General features: G+C 51.0%; 24 protein-coding genes. 8 read left to right on the top strand and 16 right to left on the bottom strand.

Features of this window, described 5'->3' with window-relative positions:
• Nucleotides 1-20 precede the first annotated feature (20 nt).
• The 5 genes from AAE250_RS05820 (at nucleotide 21) to AAE250_RS05800 (ending at nucleotide 3,825) form a co-directional block, all read left to right on the top strand.
• Nucleotides 21-1,250, top strand: a complete 1,230-nt coding sequence (locus AAE250_RS05820; RefSeq protein WP_004327305.1) for a site-specific integrase — start codon at nucleotides 21-23, stop codon at nucleotides 1,248-1,250.
• A gap of 84 nt (nucleotides 1,251-1,334) precedes the next feature.
• Nucleotides 1,335-1,865 carry an ORF6N domain-containing protein gene (locus tag AAE250_RS05815; protein ID WP_117887854.1) on the top strand — a complete coding sequence of 177 codons (531 nt, stop codon included), beginning with the start codon at nucleotides 1,335-1,337 and terminating at the stop codon, nucleotides 1,863-1,865.
• A gap of 633 nt (nucleotides 1,866-2,498) precedes the next feature.
• On the top strand, nucleotides 2,499-3,032 hold the full coding sequence (locus AAE250_RS05810) for an antirestriction protein ArdA (protein WP_004329650.1): 534 nt from the start codon (nucleotides 2,499-2,501) through the stop codon (nucleotides 3,030-3,032).
• Between the two features lie 77 nt (nucleotides 3,033-3,109).
• The gene (locus tag AAE250_RS05805) at nucleotides 3,110-3,331 is read left to right on the top strand and encodes a DUF3873 domain-containing protein (protein WP_005924228.1); all 222 of its coding nucleotides are present in this window, start codon (nucleotides 3,110-3,112) and stop codon (nucleotides 3,329-3,331) included.
• An 11-nt stretch (nucleotides 3,332-3,342) separates the two neighbouring features.
• Nucleotides 3,343-3,825 (top strand): DUF7258 domain-containing protein, encoded by a 483-nt coding sequence (locus AAE250_RS05800; protein ID WP_007845751.1) that lies wholly within the window; start codon nucleotides 3,343-3,345, stop codon nucleotides 3,823-3,825.
• Between the two features lie 203 nt (nucleotides 3,826-4,028).
• Here AAE250_RS05800 and AAE250_RS05795 read toward each other — a convergent pair whose 3' ends face one another.
• The 16 genes from AAE250_RS05795 to AAE250_RS05720 all read right to left on the bottom strand — a co-directional run bounded on the left by AAE250_RS05795 (nucleotide 4,029) and on the right by AAE250_RS05720 (nucleotide 15,843).
• A complete protein-coding gene (locus tag AAE250_RS05795; protein ID WP_004308767.1) occupies nucleotides 4,029-4,349 on the bottom strand; it encodes a hypothetical protein in 321 nt (106 codons plus the stop codon).
• A 12-nt stretch (nucleotides 4,350-4,361) separates the two neighbouring features.
• Nucleotides 4,362-4,820 carry a DUF3872 domain-containing protein gene (locus tag AAE250_RS05790; protein ID WP_004329653.1) on the bottom strand — a complete coding sequence of 153 codons (459 nt, stop codon included), beginning with the start codon at nucleotides 4,818-4,820 and terminating at the stop codon, nucleotides 4,362-4,364.
• 13 nt (nucleotides 4,821-4,833) lie between these two features.
• The gene (locus AAE250_RS05785; protein WP_007845747.1) at nucleotides 4,834-5,415 is read right to left on the bottom strand and encodes a conjugal transfer protein TraO; all 582 of its coding nucleotides are present in this window, start codon (nucleotides 5,413-5,415) and stop codon (nucleotides 4,834-4,836) included.
• Nucleotides 5,416-5,418: 3 nt separating this feature from the next.
• Nucleotides 5,419-6,354, bottom strand: coding sequence for a conjugative transposon protein TraN (gene traN, locus AAE250_RS05780; RefSeq protein ID WP_007845745.1), 936 nt, complete (start codon nucleotides 6,352-6,354; stop codon nucleotides 5,419-5,421).
• Between the two features lie 33 nt (nucleotides 6,355-6,387).
• Nucleotides 6,388-7,719: a conjugative transposon protein TraM gene (traM, locus tag AAE250_RS05775; protein ID WP_342288779.1), complete on the bottom strand. Its 1,332-nt coding sequence runs from the start codon at nucleotides 7,717-7,719 to the stop codon at nucleotides 6,388-6,390.
• A complete protein-coding gene (locus AAE250_RS05770; RefSeq protein WP_118027932.1) occupies nucleotides 7,697-7,993 on the bottom strand; it encodes a TraL conjugative transposon family protein in 297 nt (98 codons plus the stop codon). The genes traM and AAE250_RS05770 overlap by 23 nt, the downstream gene beginning before the upstream one ends.
• A gap of 4 nt (nucleotides 7,994-7,997) precedes the next feature.
• On the bottom strand, nucleotides 7,998-8,621 hold the full coding sequence (traK, locus tag AAE250_RS05765) for a conjugative transposon protein TraK (protein ID WP_004308760.1): 624 nt from the start codon (nucleotides 8,619-8,621) through the stop codon (nucleotides 7,998-8,000).
• Nucleotides 8,622-8,641: 20 nt separating this feature from the next.
• Complete coding sequence (traJ, locus tag AAE250_RS05760) at nucleotides 8,642-9,637, bottom strand: conjugative transposon protein TraJ (protein WP_118027934.1); 996 nt, start codon at nucleotides 9,635-9,637, stop codon at nucleotides 8,642-8,644.
• Between the two features lie 19 nt (nucleotides 9,638-9,656).
• Nucleotides 9,657-10,283, bottom strand: a complete 627-nt coding sequence (locus AAE250_RS05755; RefSeq protein WP_008648479.1) for a DUF4141 domain-containing protein — start codon at nucleotides 10,281-10,283, stop codon at nucleotides 9,657-9,659.
• On the bottom strand, nucleotides 10,283-10,633 hold the full coding sequence (locus AAE250_RS05750; RefSeq protein WP_004326111.1) for a DUF3876 domain-containing protein: 351 nt from the start codon (nucleotides 10,631-10,633) through the stop codon (nucleotides 10,283-10,285). The genes AAE250_RS05755 and AAE250_RS05750 overlap by 1 nt, the downstream gene beginning before the upstream one ends.
• Nucleotides 10,634-10,644: 11 nt before the next feature.
• Nucleotides 10,645-13,158, bottom strand: a complete 2,514-nt coding sequence (locus tag AAE250_RS05745; RefSeq protein WP_342288778.1) for a TraG family conjugative transposon ATPase — start codon at nucleotides 13,156-13,158, stop codon at nucleotides 10,645-10,647.
• Entirely contained in the window at nucleotides 13,155-13,490 is a 336-nt protein-coding gene (locus AAE250_RS05740) for a DUF4133 domain-containing protein (RefSeq protein ID WP_007845738.1), read from the bottom strand. The genes AAE250_RS05745 and AAE250_RS05740 overlap by 4 nt, the downstream gene beginning before the upstream one ends.
• A 10-nt stretch (nucleotides 13,491-13,500) precedes the next feature.
• Nucleotides 13,501-13,797 carry a DUF4134 domain-containing protein gene (locus AAE250_RS05735; RefSeq protein WP_004308755.1) on the bottom strand — a complete coding sequence of 99 codons (297 nt, stop codon included), beginning with the start codon at nucleotides 13,795-13,797 and terminating at the stop codon, nucleotides 13,501-13,503.
• A gap of 168 nt (nucleotides 13,798-13,965) precedes the next feature.
• Nucleotides 13,966-14,628, bottom strand: coding sequence for a hypothetical protein (locus AAE250_RS05730; protein ID WP_234059363.1), 663 nt, complete (start codon nucleotides 14,626-14,628; stop codon nucleotides 13,966-13,968).
• A 2-nt stretch (nucleotides 14,629-14,630) separates the two neighbouring features.
• Nucleotides 14,631-15,059 carry a DUF3408 domain-containing protein gene (locus AAE250_RS05725; RefSeq protein WP_118529125.1) on the bottom strand — a complete coding sequence of 143 codons (429 nt, stop codon included), beginning with the start codon at nucleotides 15,057-15,059 and terminating at the stop codon, nucleotides 14,631-14,633.
• A gap of 1 nt (nucleotide 15,060) precedes the next feature.
• Complete coding sequence (locus AAE250_RS05720; RefSeq protein ID WP_122145301.1) at nucleotides 15,061-15,843, bottom strand: ParA family protein; 783 nt, start codon at nucleotides 15,841-15,843, stop codon at nucleotides 15,061-15,063.
• A 561-nt stretch (nucleotides 15,844-16,404) separates the two neighbouring features.
• On the opposite strand from AAE250_RS05720, the gene mobA reads away from it, so the two are divergent.
• The 3 genes from mobA to mobC are packed head-to-tail and all read left to right on the top strand — an operon-like array spanning nucleotide 16,405 to nucleotide 20,110.
• Nucleotides 16,405-16,827 carry a conjugal transfer protein MobA gene (gene mobA / locus AAE250_RS05715; protein WP_221661016.1) on the top strand — a complete coding sequence of 141 codons (423 nt, stop codon included), beginning with the start codon at nucleotides 16,405-16,407 and terminating at the stop codon, nucleotides 16,825-16,827.
• Nucleotides 16,812-18,080: a conjugal transfer protein MobB gene (gene mobB / locus AAE250_RS05710; protein WP_342288777.1), complete on the top strand. Its 1,269-nt coding sequence runs from the start codon at nucleotides 16,812-16,814 to the stop codon at nucleotides 18,078-18,080. Before mobA ends, mobB begins: the two co-directional genes overlap by 16 nt.
• A 20-nt stretch (nucleotides 18,081-18,100) precedes the next feature.
• The gene (mobC, locus tag AAE250_RS05705) at nucleotides 18,101-20,110 is read left to right on the top strand and encodes a conjugal transfer protein MobC (protein ID WP_007754157.1); all 2,010 of its coding nucleotides are present in this window, start codon (nucleotides 18,101-18,103) and stop codon (nucleotides 20,108-20,110) included.

Raw genomic sequence — 20,110 nt, 5'->3', positions numbered from 1 at the left:
GCAACTAAAAATTTTGAGTTATGAAATCGACATTCAAGGTTCTTTTTTATTTGAAGAAAGGTTCTGAAAAGAAAAACGGCGAGGTTATGATTATGGCACGCATCACCATAGACGGCAAACTTTGCCAGTTCAGTACGAAACAGAGCATCCAGCCCGACAACTGGAGCATTGCTGCGGGCAAAGCCAAAGGCAGGGATGCCGGGAGGATAAACGCCCTTTTGGACGACATACGTTCTTCCCTGAATACCATTTACCACGAAATGCAGCGGCGTGACAACTACGTGACCGCCGAGAAAGTGAAAAACGAGTTTTTAGGTCATAGCGAGAGCCACGAAACAATCCTTTCATTGTTCCAAAAGCACAATGACGATGTGAAGCAGCTTGTGGGCATATCCAAGACGATAGCGACCTACCGCAAGTATGAAGTGACCCGCCGCCACCTCGCTGAATTTATCCAAAGCAAGTACAACGTATCGGACATATCCATAAAGGAGATAAGCCCGATGTTCATTACCGATTTTGAGTTGTATTTGCGTACCGCCTGCAAGTGCGGCTACAACACCACCGCCAAGTTCATGCAGTTCTTCAAGCGTATCATCATCATTGCCCGCAACAACGGCATACTGGTGGGCGACCCGTTCGCCAGCTACAAAATCCGGCTGGAGAAAGTGGACAGGGGTTATCTGACAGAGGACGAGATTAAAATTATCCTTAAAAAGAAAATGGTTTCCGAACGGCTGGAACACGTCAGGGACTTGTTCGTCTTTTCCTGTTTCTGCGGTCTGGCATACAGCGATGTCGCCAATTTGCGGCAGGAGAATATCCAAAAGTCCTTTGACGGCAACCTTTGGATAATCACCAAGCGGGTAAAGACCAACACGGACGTGAATGTCCCCCTGCTGGATATTCCCAAGATGATTTTGAAGAAGTACAAGGGCAAGTTGCCGGACGGCAAGATACTTCCCGTAATCAGCAATCAGAAGCTAAACGCCTACCTGAAAGAGATTGCCGATATATGCGGTATTAAAAAGAACCTGACATTCCACCTTGCCCGGCACACGTTCGCCACGACCACCACGCTGTCAAAGGGCGTACCCATTGAAACGGTGTCCAAGATGCTGGGACACACAAACATAGAAACTACGCAAATCTACGCCCGCATCACCAACAGCAAGATAGGCAGCGATATGCAGGGGCTTGACAAGAAGTTTGTCGGCATCGAGAAGATTTACAAGGAAGTTGCCATGTAATCTTGATTATATGGAACTGGTCACAATTTGTGACCAGTCCTTACTATTATTCCAACATTGCTAAATCTCCTAAAATATACGATTATGGATTTGCAGATTATCCAAAACAAGATTTTTGAGGTCAGAGGTTGCCGGGTGATGCTCGATTATCATTTGGCAGAACTCTACCAAGTGGAAACACGAGCCTTGAAGCAGGCGGTCAAGCGCAATATCGAGCGTTTTCCGGGTGATTTTATGTTTGTACTCACCCGAGAGGAAGCTAACTTGCTGTTATCCATAGGGGTATCACATTTTGTGATACCCCCTGATTACAACTTCGGCGTTGCTATGCCTATGGCTTTCACCGAGCAGGGCGTAGCCATGCTTTCTTCGGTTCTCCGCTCCAAAGTAGCCATAGAAGTAAACATTTCAATCATGCGGGCTTTTGTCCTCATGCGCCAAATGGCAATCGGTTACGAGGAACTGTCAAGGCGCATCGAGGAACTGGAGGTAAGCACCGATGCGCAGTTCAACGAACTGTACCAAGCCCTTACCCAGCTTTTGAGCCAGTCGAAACAACAGAAAGAACGCCGCCCGGTAGGTTTCGTTACCTATAACCGTGACAAAAACGAATAGGTAACGATTTCGGTAACGAAATTCCGCCTAACAAACTATATCCCAATAAAGTACATTCTTCCACCTTGCGGGCAGTCCACCGACTACCCGCATTTTTTATATCCTTTTCCAACTGGCACATTCCCCGAAACGCCAGCCGTGCGTGGCATGGCTGACTGTATTTCGTGAAAAGAGCCGTTGGAAACCCGCACAAGCGTATTGCAAGCAAGCTCACAACACCCTTGCCTTTCCCGCCCGCATGGAGTGTTCCCTAAAAGATGAAAGAGAACAGGCACTTTTCCCCTGTTTCCCTATCTGTAAATCTTCCTCTTACGCAGTCCCCCAGCCGGGACAGTCGTTTTAATCATTTCAATAGGCAAAGGTAGTTACGTGTTCTTCACGATTTTGCAAGGTCGAGCCGTTCCGGTTTGGCGAAAAAATCTTCCCTGCCTTGCGAGGTATTTTTTGCCCAAAACCTTGCAAACTCTAAACACTACCCTTTTACGCCTATGTGAAACGAAAACGACCGACCCGACCGGAAGACGCATAAAAAAAAAGTCGGATTTACGGGAAACAGGAAAAAAGTTCAGTGAAACTTCAACTCCCTCACCTCTCAAATCCGCATAAAATTAAAAACTTAAAAATTACAGCAATATGGAAGCAAAGGTATTATCGGAAGCAAAAGTTTATGTAGGCACTTATGCCAAGTACAACAACGGTTCATTGTCCGGCGCATGGCTCGACCTTTCGGACTATTCGGACAAGGAAGAATTTTATGAAGCCTGCCGGGAACTTCACAAGGACGAGGAAGATGCGGAATACATGTTTCAGGACTGGGAGAACGTGCCGGAGGGCTTAATCGACGAAAGCTGGATTTCTGAAAACTTCTTCGCCCTGCGTGATGCGGTGGAGGATTTGAGCGACACCGAGCAGGAAGCCTTTTTCGTGTGGTGCAACTATAAAAGCCATGATTTGGGCGAGGAAGATGCGGACGACCTTGTACGTGATTTCCGGGATGAATATCAAGGGGAATATGACGATGAAGAAGATTTCGCCTATGAAATTGTAGAGGAATGTTACGACCTGCCGGAGTTCGCAAAGACCTATTTCGATTACAAACAGTTTGCCCGTGACCTGTTCATGTGCGATTACTGGTTTGATGACGGCTTTGTGTTCCGTGCGGCATAACAACCAATCCGGGCGGGGTGTCAAAGCCCTGCCCGCTTAAAACAACCAAGTTTATAACCATAAAAAAATAAGACATCATGCAGTCACTTAACAAAAACGGGGTAAGCATCACCCAAACACCGGGAGAAGAAAAGTTCGTGAAATGCCGTTTAGGGGCTTTCAGGGGACAAATTTATTATCAATATGACTACCGCCACACGGACGGCGAACTTTTCAGCACGGTAGCCAAAACGCTGGACGAGTGCCGCCGCAGGCGTGACGAATGGGTAGCGAAGAAGAACGGAGTAATAAACAAGTAAATTTCAGGGACATGAAAACGACAGAAGTAAACAAGGAGCTTATCGGCAGGCGTTGCGAGTGTATTTTTACGGGCTTAATGGTAACGGGCGTTATCGAGGACACAGAAGAAAACGAACACACCATAGAGGTAAAAGTCCGTTTCGACCACCCGCACCAGTGGGGCGATGATTTGTATAATGATGTGTGGGCGTGGGGGCGCAAAATAGACGAGTTCGGCACGCTGCACCATTTGCAACTGTTGGAGGACAAACCGGACTTTCAGATAATGACGGTAGTTTTCGGCGAGCCAATCAGCCGGATAGACCGCAGTGTTTTTGCAGATGTGGACACGTGGGGCGTCTGTTCCCTGCAAGGCTGGGTAAACAGCTATGAAAGTGTCCGGTTTGTAGCCATAGACGACCATACGGCAACCATCACGGGCGAATATAACATGGAGCAGGTAAAGGTGTGGTTAGAGAAATACACGTCCATAAAGAGCCTTAAAACCAGTTGATAGAGGACGGCGGCTGCTTGCCGCCGTTACTTTCTTCCGTGAGCCTGCCAGCGGGTGAAGAAAGTAACAAAGAAGCCTTTCGTTTTCCCTATCATGGAAACAGCCCGCCGATGCTTCCCGGCGGGCTGTCTGCCCGATATTTACGCTTTGCGTATCATTCCATACCCGGTTTCCCAAGAGGATGATAAAAACGGATGTCGCAACTATAAATCCTCATAGTGAATAAATTTTACACCAAGTATGCACACGGTTTCTTCTTCCTCGATGTCATATTTCCATGTCCGTTTATTGACAAGCATTTCCGTTTCGCAATCGAACCATACCATTACGGGCGCATCATCTTCTTCGTCCGCCCATTTGAAAACCTGATTGGACGGCGTTTTCCATAATTCAGCACTGTCACGTTCGGAAATACAGTCCTTGTCCACAATGATGATGTCACCTACTGCCGGAACTGTATCTGTTTCCAACGTGGTTTCTATGTACCACGAGATGCCTTCTATATCCAATTCTATTTTTACCATGTCGTTTTGTTATTAGGGGGTTATTGTTTCCGTTCCTTCTTCGCTGTTGTCATTATTGAATGATAGTGTAAGTTGCTGCATCTGCCCGAAGCTATCGATGATATAAATGTCAATCGTCTGCTGGTCGGTCGATGCCGAGGTGTAGTAGAGCCTGAACGTTTCTTTCTCCAGCGGGTAAAGGTCGTTGGGCAGGAACACCGTGCCGTTATCCATTTCCAGCTTTCCTTTGCCGTCCGGCTGGAAATACCGTATCTGATAGGTAGTCGGCTGGTAATAGCCGCCACGCACCAGTCGGCAGCGTATTTCGGCGGTTTCCCCGACTTTCAGCCTTTTGGGTACTGGCAGTGTTTCGATGCTGAACGGGTACGCCTGCTGAATATCCAAGTTGTCATTACAGGCGGTGACAAGCACGAGGGCGGCCACGATGTAGCAGCCCATGATGATTTTATACATTACATTCTTCATATACATTATTATATAGCGGTCAGTTGATAATGAATTTCAGTCCCAAAGATACCTGCGTGTGGAACTTGCCGATGTCCGAGCCGAACAACGCCCGTTCCCTTGCGTTCAACAGCAGAGCCACCCGGTCGGTCAGGTAGGTTTCCAGTTCCAGCGTCAGCGCACCGCCGTAAATGAAGCAGTCCTTATCCAGCAAGGTAGAGCCGTCCGGCAGCAGCTTTTCGCTTCGGTTGCTTGTTTCGTACCCGGCGAGAGCCGACAAGCCCAATGAAAGGAAAAAGGTCTTTCGTCTGTCCGATAGGAATTTCAGGTAATAGCCGCCCTCTGCGGTGAACTGTTCTACGGGTATCTGCATATCCTTGTAGTCATACTTCTTGTGCAGGTATTCGCCGCCAATCACCCAGCGGTTGGCGTTCTTGGTGTAAACGCTGTACGCCGCCCCGATGTGGTAGGCGAAATCACTGCCAGCGTTCCAATGCACCCCGTCCGTCATGCCCGCCGTGACCTGCAAGCCTTTCATGCCCGGCAGGTATCTTTGTGCGTGTGCCTGAAACGAGGTCAGGCACAGCGCAAAGAGCATCATTATAAAGATGTGTCTTTTCATTCCCTATTTGATTTTGAGTTCGTCAATCACTTCTGCGTTCACGATGTCGGCGTTTTCCACCCGTATGGTCTGATGCCGTCCGCCGTTCTTCTCGTAGAGTTCCACGACCAGCAGCTTGTCGTCAGGAATGGTAAACTTCGGCAGGGCGTACACCGTGCGCACGGTCGATTTCCCGGCAATCTCTATCACCTCGTTGTAGCTGCGTACCGCATCCAGTACCGTTTCCTGAATAGCCGTGCGTTTGGGCACTTTTTTATCGGTTATCTTAAACCTGATGAAGTCCGTGTCGAAAGGCACGTTGGAACTGTTCTTTGTCTGCGTGTGCACGTAGAGCATCCCGTTATATGTGTAAATCCCCTTGATTAAGAACTGTATGCCGAAACGCTTGCTACCCAAGTGGCGCACTTTCCGGTCATTGTTCTTGTAGATGCTCTGCATTATCAGCTTCACTAATAGCGGGCTTTCACCCGCCAGTTCCCGGAAATGGATGTTCATCCGGGTATGCGAGAAGTCGGACGTATCTTCATTCTCCAAGAAGTCCTTCATTTCGATATTGAGCATTTCCGGTTCACGGGCGTACTTGGCGTTGAACGAAAAGAAACTGCCGTCCTCGCAGATAACGGAGAAGTTCGTTTCTCCCGGAAAGCCCTCTGTCGTGGCTTTCACCCTGATTACGTTCTCCGCACCGTCCGCCTTGCCCGCTATGATGTGGTTGCTTCCCAAATCGACATAGCGGACGGCGGCGGGGAAGATGATATGCACCGTCTTGGCAAAGGTCACTTCCACGCCGTAGGGCGTAACCATTTGGCGGTACGGGAGTTTCCGGGTAATCCCCCGGTACAAGTCGTTGCCAGCCGCATACTTCACGGTGTCAGCGGTTTGTGCGTTTGCCGCACACACGCCCAGCAAGAGGGCGAACAATCCAAAAATCTGTTTCATTGCTAATTGAAATTTTAACGGTTGATAAAATGGTTATTGTTGTTTGGCATACAGCATGACTTTATAGCCTGCTTTCAGCTTCACTTTCACGGTTCGGAACTTCTTGGCGAGGTAGCCGGACGTTCCTTGCAGCAATCCCCTTGTCACGTCCATAGCCACCTGCTGCCCGGCACTTTGGGCAAAGGAAATGCTTGTACCCAGCCCGCTTCCGATATTCGCCATAGCTTCGTTGAACGCTTCCTGCTCCATAGAGGACGGGACGGAAAGCCCCTTTTGCCCGTCCGTGTCGAACACGGCGAGTTCCACCGGGATGATGTTGCCAGCGTACTCAATCGAGGACACCAGTATGTCGAGCCGTTCGCCCTGCACCTTTGCCGTTCCCGCCACAAGGGTATTCTTCGGCACAACGATATTTCCCGCCTGCATGGGTTCGAGCAGCCGTAGTTTCACCGCCTGCCCGTCCACCAGTGTTTGGTCTTGGTGTATGCAGGCGGCTACCGTGTTCTTTCCCATAGCGTACCCCGTGCCTACCGCCGTGTTGAAGCCGTAGTTTCGTGGCTGGCTGTAAGCCCGGATGAAGTCGGCATCGCTCATGGGCTGCTGCAATCCCGAAACGGTCGTTTCCCGGATAGCCTGCACCGGAATAGCCGGAGTGCCGATACCGCCGCCGTTCTGCCCGGCTGTCGGTATTTGGGCAATCTGTCCCCTTTGTCCGTCCTGCCCGTTCATGTACTTTGCCGCCAGCTCGTAGGACTTTTCCAAGAGTGCCATTTGGTCGTCAGCCGTAGGCGTGGCGTTCTGCTGCTGTTTCAGTCGGTCGGTCAGTTCCGCCACCTGCCGTTTCAATTCCTCTTTTTCCTCGTCCACAGGGGGCGTTTCGTAGAACGTGCTTAACTGGCGGTTGATGTCCCGGTAAGCCGCCCTTGAAGAAGCACCGCCGCCCCTTTGTGGCTTCGGATCTTCTTCCGGCAGCAGGTTGATTTCCTCTTGTGGTTCTTCCGTATCATCATCCAGCGTGAAACCGAAGTCCTGCAAGGATTGTATCTTGTCCTGCTGTTTGCGGTTTGTCACCGCCTGCTCGTAAGCCTTTTGCTTGTCGGCTATAATCCCGTCCTCTGCGGGCAGGGGTATGTCGGCATTGAAGCCGCCCACGCTTTCCACATTCACGTCCTCTTTGCCGGAGGGTGCGAATATCAGATACATGCACCCTGCAAAGGCAAGGAACATCAGCGGGAAGACTATCATTTTCCTGCGCTGCTGTACCTGCTGCGGGGTAAGTTCCCGTTTGGGCTTATTCCCCTTTTTCGGCTTCCCGTCCGCCTGCGGTGCGGTCGTGCCGTTCTCATTCTTCTGTACTTCTTCCATATTGCGGTCTGTTTAACGGGTTGATACTTTTGGTTGTGTCATTGCCGTGCAACGGCAGTTGTCTGATGTGTTCTATTTGCAGCCTTTGCCCCTCCCGTTTCCCGATATTGTAGATTGATGAAACGGTGATGTAGATAGACAAGCCGCCGAAAAAGAAGAACATCAGGAGGATAACCGCCAGCCTTTTGCCCGGCGTAATCCGTCCGCACATTCGGCGCAGGCGGTCGTCCGCCCAGTCCCGCACCTTTTCGATGTGGTTTCGTTTTCTCTCCATAAGGCTATCTTTTAATGGTCTGCAAATCCTTGTTCTCGGTAATGGTGAACGCTTCGATGATGAAGCCGTGCGGGTTGTTGTCGCTCCGTGTGGCGTTAAGCAACCGGCACGAGGTGACAAGGCTTCGCACCGTCAGGCTGCTTTCCCGGACAATCAACTGGCGGGCATACGTGTTCACCTTGTAGGGGTACTGGTCGAAGTCGCACTTCACGCTGTCAATCTCCACCGTCTGCGTGACGTTTCCGGAAATCACCCGGTTGTAGTAGCCCTTTTCCGCCAAGTCCTTGTAATAGTTGAAAGCGGTCTTGTCGGCGAGAAACAACGAGCGTTTGATGTTGCTTTCGATAGCCCCCTTTTCGGGTGATAAGGTGAAGAAAAGTTCGTGGAAACGCCGCACGTGCGACTTGGCTTCCACGGGTCTGTTCTGTGCCATGTCCTGCGAGAGTGCCAGCATCAGGCTTTTGCCGTTGTCGAGGACGTATATCTTCTGCCGTTGCTTTTCGGCGAAGCTGTACGAGTTCCACACGGCGAAGCCCGTCACCAGTGCGCACAGGCAGATGAATACCAGCGCAAAGAGCCGGATTTGCCGGAAACTCGTTTCGATGTTCGTTAATGACTTAAATTCCATATACTAAATATTGATGTTGGTTATTTGAGTAGTTTCCCGGTTACTTTCCCGCTTGCCGCACCGACCGCAGCCCCGGCGATTGAACCAGCCCGTGTCACGTTGCGGTTATAGGCAGACGTACCGCCAGCCGACACTATCCAGCTTGCCACCGTTGGAATGGTGAAGTAGCCCACGATGCCGATAATCATAAAGATTATATACACGGTGCTGCTCCCGTCCGGGATGAAATCCGGGTCTGAAAGCTGCTCGATGTCTTTTTGGAGCATCAGGGTTTGTATGCGTGCCAGCACGCTGCTGAACAAGTCCGACACGGGTAGCCACAGGTAAATGGAGATATAGCGTGAAATCCACCGGGTCAGCGTGCTTTGGAAACCGTCATAGACGGAAATCGCAAACGCCAGCGGACCCAGTATGCTTAACACGATTAGGAAGAACGTCCGCAGCGTGTCTATAATCAGCCCCGCCGCCTGAAAGAGCATTTCCAATAACTCCCTGAACCAGTCCCGGACGGACTTCTTTATATTATAAGCCGTCCTGTCCATGTACATGCCCGTCATGGTCACCATGTCGGAGGGCGACCAGCCCAGTTCTTCCAGTTGTCGGTCAAATTCCTCGTCCGATGCGAGGTAAGCCGTTTCGGGGCTTCGCATCAGGGCTTCATATTCCAGTCGGTCTTTCTGTGCCCGGTACTCGTTCATGTCGAAAGTCTGCGTTTCCATAAGCTGGTTGCACCCTTTTACCACTGGCGACAATACCGTGTTGATAGTCCCCAGCACGAAAGTTGGAAAAAACATGATGCACAGCCCCAGCGCAAAGGGACGCAGGAGCGGGTACACGTCTATGGGTTCGGCACGTGCGAGCGACTGCCACACTTTGGCGGCTACATAGAACAAAGCTCCCAGCCCGGCTATCCCTTTGGCTACCCCCGTCATGTTGCTGCACAAGGGCATCATTTCATCGTACAGCACCCGCAACACTTGGTGCAGGTTGTCAAAATCCACCGCTGCTAATAACATAGGCATACCGATTTATATGTTACCAGTAGCGTTCATCCGCCGAGCCGTAGAGAGCCAGCACCCGGTCGGTGTCGTTCTTCTTCTTCGCCCGCAGGTAGGACACGGATATGTTCTTTCGGGTGTAGTAGTTCACGAGGTTGCGGTAGTTGAGCAGGCTTTTATAGGCGTTGTTGATTACCGCCAGCCTTTCGGCATCCGTCAGCGACATGCCCGTCACGTTCACTACATTCTTCAAGTCCTGCAACACGTCCGCACTTTCGGAGAGCAGCTTGGCGTACCCGGCTGAAATGGCGGTGAGTTCATCCGGCGTGTAGTTCGGGTCTGCCAGCATGTTCTGATAGTTTCGCACGTAGATTTCGGATATTTCCGCCACCAGCTCAATGGACTTCTTCACCTTGATGCCGCCCTTGACAACATCGTGTACCGCTTTGAGCGCATCGTAATATTTTTTACCCTGCTGGAAAATCTTCTGCGCTTCCATGAAGCCGTCCAGCGTGTTCTTGGCAGTGGTGGAAGTCTGCACTATCTGCTTGGTGGTGTTGATGATGCCCTGCGCCAAGTTGCCGGGGTCTGACACCACCCACTGTGCGGATGCCTTGCCGATGAAGCAAAGGCACACCGCCATAAGGAGAATTGTTCTTTTCATTATCTTTTGTTTTCAGGGTTTGTAACTCGTTTGTATTCGCCGCCGGGCATGAGCGTTATCCGGTCGGTCTTTTTGTCATAGGTGAACTGTATGCGGAAGCCCGTTTCGATGAACAGGCAGCCGTTCCGTTCTGTTACCGGGTAAGCCGTTTCCAGTATTCTGCCCCTGACATTCGCTTTCCGGGTGACGGTGTATCTGCCGCCCGTTTCCGAGAGTGTGAAAGCCGGGTGTCCCCTGACGTGTACCCAATAGCCCTGCATCCTTTCCAGCTCCTTGCTTCCGCTGTCCTCGCAGCCCGCCAGCAGGCAGGCGGACAATAGCGTGTATATCAGATTGTCAATCCATTTCATGTTCCTAATTTTTAAGTTGTTGATGATTGGGGATTTCTTTTGCTTTCTGCAAGCCGCTTGATAGCCAGTTCAAGGTTGCCTCCCAGCTTGTCGGCGAGGGCGAACAGTTCCATTTTCTCGCTTTCCTCGGTCGTGTACGTGTAATATTCTTCCAACGAAACTTCTGTGGCGTACACCGCCGATTGTGTGCCGCCCAGCGAGAAGAAAACTTCCTTGTACTTCCGTCCGGGGTGGTTCGCCATGTTGATAGACAATATCTGCGAACGCTCCTTGTCGGTCAGTCCCAAGAGGTTCTGTATGCTGTCGAACTTGTTCAGGTATTTTCGTTGGTCTAACAATATTTTGCAGTCCGAGTTATTGATGATACTCTCTTTCACGATAGGGGAAGAAATAATATCCTCTACCTCTTGCGTGACTACAATCGCTTCCCCGAAATACTTTCGGACGGTCTTGTATAAATATTTTATGTAGTCCGCCATGTTCGCCGATGCAATCGCTTTCCACGCTTCCTCAATTAGTATTAACTTCCTTATCCCCTTTAACTTGCGCATCTTGTTTATAAAGGCTTCCATGATGATGATAGTCGTTATCGGGAATAAAATCTTGTGGTCTTTGATGTTATCCAACTCAAAGACAATGAAGCGTTTATGCAGCAAATCCAGCTCCTTGTCGGAGTTCAGCAGGTAGTCGTACTCACCGCCACGATAGTACGGTTCAAGCACGTTCAGGAAATTGTCAATGTCAAAATCCTTTTCCCTGACGTTCTTCTGTTCAAGCTGTCGGCGGTAATCATCCCGGACAAACTCGTAGAACGTGTTGAAGCAGGGCGTTACCGAACTGTCTTTGCCTATCAGGTCGATATAGGCACTTACCGCATTGGACAACGCCACTTCTTCCGACCGTTTGGGGGCTTCATCGTCCCGCTTCCACAGGGTGAGTATCAGGGTCTTGATACTCTCTTTCTTCTCGATGTCAAATACTCCGTCCTCGACATAGAACGGGTTGAACGCTATCGGGTTCTCGTTGGTGTAGGTGAAATAAATCCCGTCCTCGCCGTGCGTGCGGTTGTGGATAAGCTGGGACAGCCCCAAGTAACTGTTACCCGTATCGACCAGCAGCACGTGCGCGCCCTGCTCGTAATACTGGCGCACCATGTGGTTGGTAAAGAAGGACTTACCCGACCCGCTCGGCCCAAGTATGAACTTGTTTCTGTTGGTCGTGATGCCTTTCTTCATGGGCAAATCCGATATGTCGATGTGCAGCGGGCGACCGCTTACCCTGTCCACCATTTTGATGCCGAACGGCGAAAGCGAACTCTTGTAGTTCGTTTCTTCCACGAACAGGCAGAGAGCCTGCCCCAAGAACGTGTAGAAACTTTCCTCTGCGGGGAAGTCGGCTTCGTTGCCGGGTATGCCCGCCCAAAAGAGCGTGGGCGTGTCGGTGGTGTTGTGGCGTGGCTTGCACTCCATTAGCGCAAGCTGGCTTCCCACATCGTTGCGTATGCGTTTGAGTTCGTCCCTATCGTCACTCCATGCCATGACGTTGCAGTGGCAGCGCACCGAAATAAGCCCCTTGCTGTGCGCTTCGTTCAGGTACTCGTCTATCCACTCCTTGTTCACTTGGTTGGCACGGGAGTAACGGGAGAGCGATTGCATGTTCCGGGCGGTCTGCTCGAAGTTCTTCAGGTTTTCGGCGTGGTCGTCTATGAAGATGAACTGGTTATAGACGTGGTTACACGACAACAGTACGCCCACCGGGGCGGCGAATGACAGTCGGCAGTCGCTCCGGTCAGTGGACAGCTTCTCAAATCGACAGTCCGTCCCGACCTTTCCGGGCAAATCTTCCACGTCAGAGAGCGTGTGCAGGCACAGTATGTCGTCCCCGACACGCATTTCTTCCGGGTACAGCCCGATGTCTTTCAGGCAGGTGGTATCTGTCTGCGAGAGCGAGAAGTATTTCTCGATGATGCCCGCCTTTCCGTCTTGCCCGGTGATTTCCGATGCCGCCAGCCGGGTAAGGGTGACAAAACCGCTGTCGTTCATAATCCTTTCAAACTGCCCGACCGCTTCGATGAACTTTGCCGCCGCTTCCTTGTCGGCTATCTCCTGCGGTACAATCCTGCCCCGGCAGAGGGTGGAGAAGTCGCTCTGTCGGCGGCTTCTCTCCCTTGTCGTTTTCGTCAGGAACAGGTAGCAGTAATGGTTCAGGAACGGGCGTTCATTGAAGTGCCGTTCAAAGGAGCGGCTTAAAAAACTAAGCTCGTCCCTTTCGGTGTCGGGCTGGTAGTTCTCCTTGATGAAGAAGTCCTGCTTGTGTACTATGGAGTAGTCGGGCAGCACCTTGACCGCCTTGTACCACGCCGAATGTATGGCTTCGTACTCGGCACTGGTGACGGTGAACAGTTCGGGCAGTTCCACCCTGAAAGCCACCGTCAGGTCTGCATCCTTTGATATGATGCAGCCGTTCTCCACCGCCAAAAGTGGAAATTTCCTTTCCAGCGTGGTAGCCTTTAACATATTCCTCATGTTCTTTCTTCCTTTCTTCTTTTGTAGTTGAACAGCCGGGGTATCGCCTTTCGGCTGATAATGAAGCGTGGGTGTCTTTTGCGTGCGGCGGCTTTCATCAGCCCGTGCGTGCCGTACTTGGCGTTGAGCCGGAACGTCTGCCACACGAGCAGCAGCGAAGCCGACACGATGAAACCGATACATAGCCACTGGTTCACGCCTGCCATGAACAGGACGATGAACACCACGAAGACGGCGAGCAAGCCGCCGCAAAAGATAAAGAGGTACTGGCTTTTCAGCCCCTTGAACTCTACCGGCTTCCCGATACCCCTGTTTACCGGATATTCAGACATTGCCGCTGGTTTAGAGGAAGAACGAACGCAGGATAGTGGCGGCGACAATCAGGAAGATGCACGCCCCGAACCAACTGGCGGCGGTCTTTGAGGTGTCGGGGTCGCCGCTTGAAAACTTGTTATATACTTTTACCCCGCCAATCAAGCCGCAGACCGCCCCGATTGCGTACACCAGTTTTGTTCCGGGGTCAAAATACCCGGTGATTAGGTTCGTGGCTTCGGTGATGCCCGCCTGCCCGTTTCCTTGTGCGTAGGCACTTACCACGGCGGCAAGTATAGCCGCCGACAAGAAGATTTTCTTTCTCATTGTGATTTGTTTTTAATGCCGGGCGGCGGGTGGATAGTCCGCCTTTCCCGGCTGGTGAATAATTTGAAATTCTAGTGGTCGGGGATAGTCCCGTTTGTCTGTTTGTTTTCAGGTTGCCAATCAACCGTAATCCCGTTGTTTCATGCTGTCAGGCTTATAATTATTATATTATAGGAAATCGTTCATGTCGAACGCTTCGTGTTCCTCGCTTGTATCGCCAGTTCCGGCAGGGACAGCAGCCGCAGCCAGTTCCGCTTCGTTGCGTCCCAGCAGTTCCGCCACCTTTGCCAGCCCGCCGTTGATGTTCTCCACCACCGCATCGTAGAGGTTTGTCCCCTCAATGCTTGCCAGTGTCCCGGCGGTTTGCCGTTTCTCCGCTTCGGTGGGGTTGTCGGCGTTCGCCGTGCGTACCGCTTCGCCCAGTTCATCGAAGCTCACGCCCGTAGCCCGCCCGGTATCATCGTCACCGTCCATGTACCCGGCTATTTCCTCGTCCTCGTAGTCGGGTTCGTCATTCTCGTAACCGGGCGTTTCTTCCGCTTCGGCTGCTGTTTCCGGAATGTTTTCTTCCGGCTGTCCGTCAGCCTGCGGCGCAAAAATAGTATCATTTTCAGCCGCTTGCGGGAGGTGTCCCGATTTGTCCTGCGCTGTCCCGATTAGTCCGCCCTTGTATCGGCTTTCACCTATCAGCGTGTAGCCTGAAACCCCGTTTCGTGGGAGTGGCGCATCATCCGTTCTGCCCGTTGATGTCCGGCTGTCCGTGTAGCGATACCACAGCCATAGGGCGATATAGTACACCAAAAGCCCGGTAAGTATGCAATAGATTATCATAGTCAGACAGGCTTTTGGAAGTGGCTTTCGTACAGGGTGTTTATCTCGTCTTGGTACTGCTCGAAGTGCCGCAGCAGAATGTTTTCCACGTAGCTGCTTACCGTCACCTTGCGCCCGCCTATCACCGTCACGATACGCATCAGCTTCTCGTGCGTGGTACGGCTCACGTACAAGGGCTGTCGGTCTGCCAGTTCCACTTTCTGAAAGTAAGTTTCCCGGTAGTCGCCCGAACCGCCCTTGCGCTTGCGGTTTGTCGTTTTCTCCACCCGCACCGTTTCCGTCTGCTGTTCCTCTTGGGTAACTTGTGATGCAAGATTGGTATGTGGTGCATCATTCGGTTTATTATCTTCTTTACTCGGTACACCTTGCGAAATAAGTTCCCGCATAAAATCTTCGTCTATCTTCGGCATCCCGCCGCTTTGCTTTGCCATATCATTGTAATTTGATGTAGTACGTTATTTCGGTTATCAGTTCTTCCAAGTTACTTCCCCTTACCAGCGGGCGGCTGGCGGGAAAGAGCGTGGAGCGGAACACCGCCTTTTTATCCGCTACCAGTTCCTTTTTGTAGCGTTTGGTATCGGGGATAAAGGTTTTCATCAGCGGCAGTTCCAATTCCTTAATGGTCTTGTCGTAGGCGGTGTAAAGGTCTGTTTTCTCCCTACCGTCCACCATATTCCAAAAGAGGTACAGCCCTGCAAGTCGGCAGGCTTCATTCTTCACTAATAGCTTTTGAATAGCCATTGCGAACGACAGGCTGCTTTCCAGCACCACCTTGTCGGCTGAAATGGGGGTGAAAATGTAGTCCATGCCCGCAAGGGAGTTTATCACGCCCTCGCTGTTCACCGTGCCGGGCAGGTCGAAAAACACTATATCCGGCACGTGTCCGGCGGCTATATATCCGTCAGCCGTTGCAATCGCCTTTTCAGGTGAACTGCACAATACCGGGTAGGCTTTCTTCCCCAGCCGGGTGAACTGTTCATACGCCATTCGCTTGTAATCTTCATCCGCCCCGACCTGCTCGGCATCCCGCTTGCGCATCCCGGCAATGGAGTGTTGCGGGTAGTCGCAATCGACCACCGCCACGTCGTAGCCTTTGAGGTAATAGAGGTAACTTGCCGCCAGCACGGTAAAGGTGGTTTTGCCGACCCCGCCCTTTTGGGTGGAAAAGGCGACATAAAGGGGTGTTTTCTCGTTTTCCATATTGCTTCCGTTCATTATTGGTTGATAGATTTGTTTATTGCTTTCAATCATTCTTTCCATATTGCAATCTTGAAATATTGAAAGACTGTTTTATTTCAATCTTGTTTTCCTGCTTTCATTCTTTCTTGAAATATTGAAATCCTGCAATCACGTTTTCTTGAAATCATGCTTTCAATCATTCTTTCCTGATTGGAATATGTCTTTCAATCTTGCTTTCAATATTGAAATCCGATGCAAAAAAAGGGAGAAAAAACGTCCCTTGAAAACCTTGTCCCGATTTGTCCTGCGCTGTCCCGTTTTGTCCACCAACCACCTATTTTACAGCATTATAAATCACCGTTACTTTGCAGCGGAGTAACGAACCGCAGGGGGCGCAGGTGTAAAACAGGGCTGGTGAATGGCTGGGCTTACCGTTCCACGCTAACCCCAATCCGTCCGTGACGGATTTCGATTTTCGTCAGAAAATAGCAAGGTGTGTTTTGTATGCTACAAAACCGTTTTCCGTGCCTGAAAACGCCTTGCCCCTTGCGGGGGTAAAAATCACTCCGAAGTCGTAATTTTTTAATCCAAAGAAGCATGGAAACAAGAAAACCTAACAAGGGCGGTCGCCCCGCCCTCGCAGACCCGGCGAAGCATCGCCATGTCCTTTACCTGAACGAGCGGGAGAACGCCCGCTTCCTCTCGCAGTGGGAGCAGTCGGGCGTTACGAGCAAGTCCCGGTTCATCGCCGCACGGTTGTTCGGCGAGCCGTTCCGGGTGGTGAAAGTGGACAAATCGGCAGTAGAATATTGCGCCCGGCTGACCGAATTTTACGCCCAATTCAGAGCGGTAGCGGTCAATTACAACCAAGTTGTAAAGGCGTTGCACAGCAACTTTTCGGAGAAAAAGGCACTGGCTTTTCTCTATAAATTGGAGAAAGCGACCACCGAACTGGCGATGTTGAACCGTCAGGTTATCGACCTGACAAACGAGTGCAAGGAACTATGGTTGCCAAAATAAGCACGGGCGGCAATATGTTCGGCGCACTGGCGTACAACCAAAACAAGGTGGACAGCGGGGAAGCAAAGGTGCTTTTCTCCAACCGGATGCTGTTGAGCGAGGACGGGAATTTCTCTATCGGCGAGTGTATGCGCAGCTTTGAAATGCAGATGCCCGTCCAGCTATCCACCAAGAAGCCGATACTTCATATTTCCATAAACCCGCACCCGGAAGACGTGCTGACCGACCAGCAGCTTTCCGACATTGCACAGGAGTATATGCGGAAGTTGGGCTATGGCGACCAGCCTTATTTGGTGTACAAGCATACCGACATCGACCGCCACCATATCCACATCGTGGGGTTGCGGGTGGACGAGAACGGCAAGCCACTGAATGACAGGTTCGAGCATCGGCGCAGCAAGCAAATCACCCGTGAACTGGAAAAGAAATACGGGCTGCACCCGGCAGAGCGAAAGGAGCGTGCCGAACGCCCGGAACTTAAAAAGGTGGATTATGCAGCCGGGGACGTGAAGCACCAAATCGGCAATACCGTGAAAGCGGCTTGCTACGGCTACCGCTTCCAGTCGTTCGGGGAGTACAAGGCTTTGCTTGCCGCTTACAACGTGTGCGCCGAGGAAGTCAAGGGTGAAGTGAATGGCAAGCCCTATCAGGGCATTGTCTATTCTGCCATGAACGACAAGGGCGAAAAGGTGGGCAACCCGGCAAAAGCTTCCCGCATCTGCAAGTCGGTGGGTTATGAAGCGGTGCAGCGCAGAATGGAGAAATCGGGCGAAGCAATCAGGAACGGGAAACTGAAAGAGCGCACCCGGAAGATTGTAGCCACTGCCATGCAGACCGCCCGCAGCCGCAAGGAACTGGAACAACAGCTAAGGAAGCAGGGTATTGACGTGGTATTCCGTCAGAACGACAGCGGGCGCATCTATGGCGTTACGTTCATCGACCACGACAGCCGGGTAGTGCTGAACGGTTCACGCTTGGGCAAGGAGTATTCGGCGAACGTGTTCAACGAACGTTTTTCGGGCGAAACCGGAAATATGCACCAGTCAGAAGTGGAAATACAACAGCGGGAACAATCCACGCATCAGGAACAGCCGTGCTTCACGCCGAAAGCCGACATCATTCCGGGCGTGGCTTCCGTGCTGGGTGCGTTCGGTGGATTGCTGGGCGGCGGTGCATCAGGCGGTGACGATCCGCAGGACACCGCCCGCCAAAAGAGAAAGAAGAAAAAGAAGCGCACAAGGCGCATCGACTAACTTAAAAAAACATTACAATCATGCAACAGGAAGATGATTTGAGAGGGCTTGCAAGGGTCATGGACTTTATGCGGGCTGTCAGTATTCTATTCGTGGGAATAAACGTGTACTGGTTCTGTTACTCCACCCTGAAAGAGTGGGGAGTGACCTTTGAAGTGATAGACAAGATACTGTGGAACTTTCAGCGCACCACCGGGCTGTTCTCGTCCGTTCTTTGGACAAAACTATTTTCGGTGGTGTTCCTCGCCCTGTCGTGTATCGGCACTAAGGGCGTGAAAGAGGAAAAGATAACGTGGGCGAAGATACATTGCAGCCTTGCGGCGGGTGTCGTGTTGTTTTTTCTGAACTGGTGGCTGCTGGAACTTCCGCTGCCACACACGGCGGACACTGTGTTTTATATCGCCACGCTGTCGGCGGGCTATATCTGTATGCTCATGGCGGGTACATGGATGTCCCGGCTGTTGAAGAACAACCTAATGGATGATGTCTTTAATACAGAGAACGAAAGTTTCCAGCAGGAAACAAGGCTTATCGAGAACGAGTATTCGGTAAATCTGCCTACCCGGTTCTACTATAAGAAGAAATGGAATAACGGTTGGATAAATGTCGTGAATCCGTTCCGTGCCAGCCTTGTGTTGGGTACGCCGGGTAGTGGCAAATCGTATGCAGTGGTAAACAGTTACATAAAACAGCAAATCGAGAAAGGTTTTGCGCTTTACTGCTATGATTATAAGTTTCCCGATTTGTCGGAAATCGCTTATAATCATTTGCTTAACCACTTGGACGGGTATAAGGTAAAGCCCAAATTCTACATTATCAATTTTGACGACCCCCGCAAGAGCCACCGATGCAACCCGATAAACGCCAGCTTCATGTCGGACATTGCGGATGCCTACGAAGCCAGCTACACGATAATGCTTAACCTCAATCGAAGTTGGATAAGCAAGCAGGGCGACTTCTTCGTGGAAAGCCCGATTATTCTTTTGGCGGCTATAATTTGGTATCTCCGTATCTATCAAGGCGGTAAGTATTGCACGTTCCCCCATGCCATTGAACTATTGAACAAGAAATACGCCGATGTATTCACTATTTTGCGCAGTTATCCCGAACTGGAAAACTACCTTTCCCCGTTCGTGGATGCTTGGGAATCAGACGCTCAAGAGCAGTTGCAGGGTCAAATAGCAAGTGCGAAAATCCCGCTTTCAAGGATGATTTCACCCGCTCTTTACTGGGTAATGACAGGTGATGATTTCTCGCTGGACATCAACAACCCGAAAGAGCCTAAAATCTTGGTTGTCGGCAACAATCCCGACCGTCAGAACATCTATTCGGCGGCACTGGGATTATATAACAGTAGAATAGTGAAGCTGATAAACAAGAAAGGTCAGCTTAAAAGTTCGGTGATTATAGACGAGCTGCCAACGATTTATTTTCGAGGGCTTGACAATCTGATTGCAACCGCCCGAAGCAACAAGGTAGCGGTTCTGCTGGGCTTTCAGGATTACAGCCAGCTTACCCGTGACTATGGGGACAAGGAAAGCCGTGTGATACAAAATACTGTGGGCAACGTGTTTAGCGGTCAGGTAGTCGGTGAAACGGCAAAAATACTGTCGGAGCGTTTCGGAAAGGTGTTGCAGAAACGGCAGAGCATGACAATCAACCAGCGGGAGAAGTCCACCTCGATAAGTACCCAAATGGACAGCCTGATACCCGCCAGCAAAATATCCAACCTCACGCAAGGTATGTTCGTGGGGGCTGTGGCGGACAACTTCGATGAACGGATAGAGCAGAAGATTTTCCACTGCGAAATCGTGGTGGACAATGAAAAGGTGAAGCGGGAAACCGCCCGTTACGTGAAGCTGCCGCAGATAATCGACTTCACCGACAAGGACGGCAACGACCGGATGCAGGAGGAGATACAAGCCAACTATGACCGCATCCGTCAGGAAGTCCGGCAGATTGTCGAGGACGAGATAACACGGATTAAGAACGACCCGGAGCTATGCCACTTGATTAAGGAGGAAGAATAG

Origin of the sequence: Bacteroides sp. GD17, assembly GCF_038448625.1 — a bacterium.
GTDB lineage: Bacteria > Bacteroidota > Bacteroidia > Bacteroidales > Bacteroidaceae > Bacteroides.
The sequence above is the reverse complement of the archived record's forward strand: the minus strand, read 5'-3'. Positions and strand labels throughout refer to the sequence as shown.